Raw genomic sequence first — 4,094 nt, forward strand, 5'->3', positions numbered from 1 at the left:
ACCAGCGGCATCACCACCTCCATCACGTGCTCGACCATGATCACGGTCACGCCCGTGGCCGCCACGCGCCGGATCAGCGCGACGCCGGCCTTGGCCTCGGAGGGCGTGAGGCCGGTGAGCACCTCGTCGAGGAGGAGCAGGCTCGGGCCGGTGGCAAGGGCGCGGGCCACCTCCAGGCGGCGCTTCTCGGGGGGCGTCAGCTCGCCGGCCACCGCCTCGGCGCGGTGGGTCAGTTCGACGCGCTCCAGGGTGTCCAGGGCGGCGCGGCGGGCGGACGCGGCGGTGCGGTGGTGGGCGAGCGCGCCGACCGTGACGTTCTCCAGGACGTTCATCGAGTCGAAGGAGCGCGGCACCTGGAAGGTGCGCGCGATGCCCCGGCGGCAGCGCTCGGCTGGCGGCAATCGGGTGATGTCGGCCCCCGCGAACAGGATGCGCCCCTTGCTCGGGCGGTAGACGCCCGAGATCAGATTGAACAGGGTCGACTTGCCGGCCCCGTTCGGACCGATCAGCCCCAGGATCTCGCCGCGGCGCACGTCGAGGGTCACGTCGCGGTTGGCGACGAGGCCGCCGAAGGCCAGCGTCACGTCGTCGACGCGCAGGATCGGGTCGTTCGAGTCCGCGCTCACGGGGTCACTCTGTCTCGTTGCGCGCGGCGCGCGTCGGCTTGAACAGGCTGAGCACGCCCTCGGGGCGGGCGATCGCCACGACCATCACAAGGCCGCCGTAGAAAATCAGATCGATGCCGCTGCCGGTGCCGCCCAGGTAGGAGCGGCTGATCTCGGTGATCGGGATAAGGATCGCCGCCCCCACCAGCGCGCCCCACAGGGTCCCGACGCCGCCCAGCACGGCGGGCAGCGCGAAGAGCAGCGAGAAGCGGAAGCTCATCACGCTCTCGGGATCGATGTAGGAGACGTAGGCCGCGTAGAGCCCGCCGCCGAACGCCGTGAAGAAGGCCGAGATCGCCGCCGCCGCCATCTTGGACCGGAACACCTCGACCCCGAGGCTCTGGGCGGCCACCGGGTCGTCCTTGACCGCGCGCCAGCCGTAGCCCCACCGGGATTCGGCGACCACGAAGGTGACGAGCCACGTCGCGACGAACAGGCCGAGGGCCAGATGGGCGTACGGGATCTTGTCCCGGGCGAACTGGAGGGTCGCCCAGCTATCCGGATTGAACGGCCACTGCACGCCCATCGCCCCACCCACGAAGTCCCAGTTCTGCACGAGCAGCAGCCCGGCCTCGGCGATGACGATGGTGGCGATCGAGAAGTAATGGCCGCCGAGGCGGAAGCAGGGCCAGCCGATGGCGAGGGCCACCAAGGCGGCGAGCACTGCGCCGAGCCCGAGTCCCACCCACGGCGACACGCCGTAAGTCAAGAACAAGATGCTGGTGGCGTAGGCGCCGATGCCGAAATACAGGGCGTGGCCGAGGGAGATCTGCCCACAATAGCCGCCCAGGATGTTCCAGCTCTGCGACAGGGCCGCGTAGAGCAGGGTGAGGACCAGCACGTTCTGCAGGTAGACGTCCCGGATCGCGTAGGGCAGCGCGGCGAGGCCGGCGAAGACCAGCGCGCCGACGTAGAGGCTGCGGCGGCGCTTGGCCGCGAAGCGCCGGTCAGCCTCATCCAGGCTCGGGGAGATTGCCGGAGCGGCGATCAGCGACGTGCCGGTCATGTCAGAGCCTCCCGAACAGGCCCTGGGGCCGCACAAGAACCACGAGGAGGTAGAGGGCGTAGACGCCCACCGACTTCAGGGAGGGCGGCAGAACCAGCGTCGTCGCCGCCTCGACCAACCCGACGATCAGGCCCGCGGCCAGCGCGCCGAAGACGCTGCCGAAGCCGCCGAGCGCCACCGTGACGTAGGCGATCAGCGCGAAGGCGCCCCCGACGCCGGGATGGATGTAGTAGAACACGGTCAGCACGGCGCCCGCGAGGCCGATGAGCGCCGCACCGAGCCCCCAGCCGAGGGCGAAGATCCGGTTGCGGTCGATGCCGACCAGGGCGACGGCGCCCTGATCCTCGCGCGTTGCTTCCAGGGCCCGGCCGAAATCGGTCCGCGTCATCAGGAGGAACAGGCCGCCGAAGGCCGCGAGCGAGACGAGAGCTCCGAACACCTGCGGCCAGGGCAGGTATACGCCACCGAGGTCGAGGGTCTTCCCGCCGAGCCAGGACACCTGGAGGCTGCGGTAGTCCGGGGTGAACAGGTACTGCGCGACGCCCTGGAGCAGGATCGCCAGGCCGAAGGTCGCGAAGATCTGCACCATGCCCTGGTTGGCCTTGGCCCGCATCGCGAAGCGGACCACGCCGAGGTAGACGGTGCCGCCGAGGACGAACATCAGCGCGGCGACGAGCGGCATCAGCACGATCGGGTCCAGCCCGGACACGACAACGAGCCCGAAGGTCGCGTACATCGCCAGCATCAGGAATTCGCCGTGGGCGAAGTTGACCACATCCATCAGGCCGAAGATCAGCGACAGGCCGACCGCGACGAGGCCGTAGATCAGCCCGGTGAGCAACCCGCTCGCCAGCACCTGCACGAGGGCTTGCATCGTCATCGGCATGATCCCGCGCAGGTCCGAGGGAGGGAGGGTCGTGGGCCGATCGGCTTCACGCCCGGGCGCGACCCGGGCGGTCAGGCGTTCATCGGCCAGATCGCCGGGGCGACGGCGGCCGATTCGGGAAACACCGTCACGAACGTGGTGCCGACATACTGGATCAGGACCGGCGTCGCGTCGGGGTTCTGGCCCCCCGCGTCGAAGATCACTTTCTTCCAGGGCATGATCGTGCGCGTGCCGGGTATGTCGGTGGCCGCGAGCGCCGCGCGCAGCTTGGCACCGTCGGTGGAACCGGCCCGGTTGAGGGCATCGGCCAGCACGAGCATCGCCGTGAACTGGCGCGACGTGTTGTCGTTCAGGTCCCGATCGGCGCGCTTCCTGTACATCGCGTTGACGATGCCGACCGAGGGACGCTTGGCGGCGAGGTCGAGGGAGAAGCTCGCACGCGAGATCAGGCCCTGGAGCTTGTCGCCGACTGCGTCGTACACGGATTTCTCGGAGAAACCCGCCGCCTGGGCGATGATGGCCTTCGGCTTGTAGCCGAGTTCGCCCATCGTCTTGGTGAGCAGGATGGCGTCGTTGGTGTAGCAGGTCGGCAGCAGCACGTCGGCGCCCGCGGACTTGAGCGCCTGCACCTCGGCGGTCAGCGAGGGCGAGTTGCTCTTGTACTTCACGTCCGCGGCGATCTTGTAGCCGCGCTCGTTCGCGAGCTTGCGCTGCACGTTGGACGAGTCGATGCCGTAGATCGTGTCCTCGTAGAACAGGGAGACCGAGTCGATCATCTTGCCCTGCTTGCGCAGGCCGTCCATGAAATCGAACATCGCTGCCGAGAACATCTCGTCGTTGGCGGCCGGCCGGAAGAAGTACTTCAGGTTCCGGCGGCTCAGGCTCGGCGAGGAGGAATCGGCACAGACGAAGGGCACGCCGTAGCGCTCGCACACCGCGCTCACGGTGGCCGAGACGCTGGACTGGTAGGCGCCGACGATCGCGATGACCTTGTCCTGGGTGATTAGGCGCTCCGCCTCGGCGCGGCCCTTCTGCGGGTCGCCCTGGTGGTCGGCGATCACGAGGCGGATCTTGGCGCCGCCGAGCCCTTCGAGGCCGGCGCCTTTGGCGGCGGGCAGGTCGAGGTCGTGGCTCTCGTTGATCACGTCGAGCGCCGTCTCGAAGGCGCGGCGGGCATCGACGCCGTTCTGGGCGCTGGCGCCGGACAGGGCGTAGAGCACGCCGACCACCACCTCGTCGGCGGCCGTCGCGCGCTGGGACCGGAGGCCCGCGAGCGCCAGGGCGCCAGCGGCCAGAATTTCGCGACGGCGCAGCATGGGGCGTTCTCCAAAAGGGACGGGCGCCGGAATGCGGGATTCACGCCATCGCGAATTCGGCGTTGAGCCGATCGGTGATCAGCATGCAGCCCGGCGCGTGGGTGATCGCGAAATCCGGGCGGGCCGACGCGATCACCGATTGGGGGGTGACGCCGCAGGCCCAGAACACCGGGATCTCGTCGTCGCCGATCCGCACCGAGTCGCCGTAATCGGGGGCGCCG

5 protein-coding genes are annotated in these 4,094 nt (G+C 69.3%); all 5 read right to left on the reverse strand.

Translation table 11 applies throughout. From position 1 onward, the window contains the following. Nucleotides 1–626 (reverse strand): ABC transporter ATP-binding protein (locus MKK75_RS22635; RefSeq protein WP_244044768.1); only part of this gene is annotated, 626 nt, incomplete at its 3' end. 4 nt (nucleotides 627–630) lie between these two features. Next, the gene (locus tag MKK75_RS22640; RefSeq protein ID WP_244044769.1) at nucleotides 631–1,671 is read right to left on the reverse strand and encodes a branched-chain amino acid ABC transporter permease; all 1,041 of its coding nucleotides are present in this window, start codon (nucleotides 1,669–1,671) and stop codon (nucleotides 631–633) included. A 1-nt stretch (nucleotide 1,672) separates the two neighbouring features. Continuing rightward, the gene (locus MKK75_RS22645) at nucleotides 1,673–2,551 is read right to left on the reverse strand and encodes a branched-chain amino acid ABC transporter permease (RefSeq protein WP_244044770.1); all 879 of its coding nucleotides are present in this window, start codon (nucleotides 2,549–2,551) and stop codon (nucleotides 1,673–1,675) included. A gap of 77 nt (nucleotides 2,552–2,628) precedes the next feature. After that, complete coding sequence (locus MKK75_RS22650) at nucleotides 2,629–3,873, reverse strand: ABC transporter substrate-binding protein (protein WP_244044771.1); 1,245 nt, start codon at nucleotides 3,871–3,873, stop codon at nucleotides 2,629–2,631. Between the two features lie 40 nt (nucleotides 3,874–3,913). After that, nucleotides 3,914–4,094, reverse strand: a 181-nt coding sequence (locus tag MKK75_RS22655) for a D-glutamate cyclase family protein (RefSeq protein ID WP_244043850.1), incomplete at its 5' end; no start/stop codon positions are given.

It is taken from the genome of Methylobacterium sp. J-030 (assembly GCF_022829545.1).
Lineage (GTDB): Bacteria > Pseudomonadota > Alphaproteobacteria > Rhizobiales > Beijerinckiaceae > Methylobacterium.

Coding starts and splice junctions, on each gene's coding strand:
- MKK75_RS22640 (WP_244044769.1), bottom strand. CDS start 1,671: ATGACCGGCACGTCGCTGATCGCCGCTCCGGCAATCTCCCCGAGCCTG.
- MKK75_RS22645 (WP_244044770.1), bottom strand. CDS start 2,551: ATGACGATGCAAGCCCTCGTGCAGGTGCTGGCGAGCGGGTTGCTCACC.
- MKK75_RS22650 (WP_244044771.1), bottom strand. CDS start 3,873: ATGCTGCGCCGTCGCGAAATTCTGGCCGCTGGCGCCCTGGCGCTCGCG.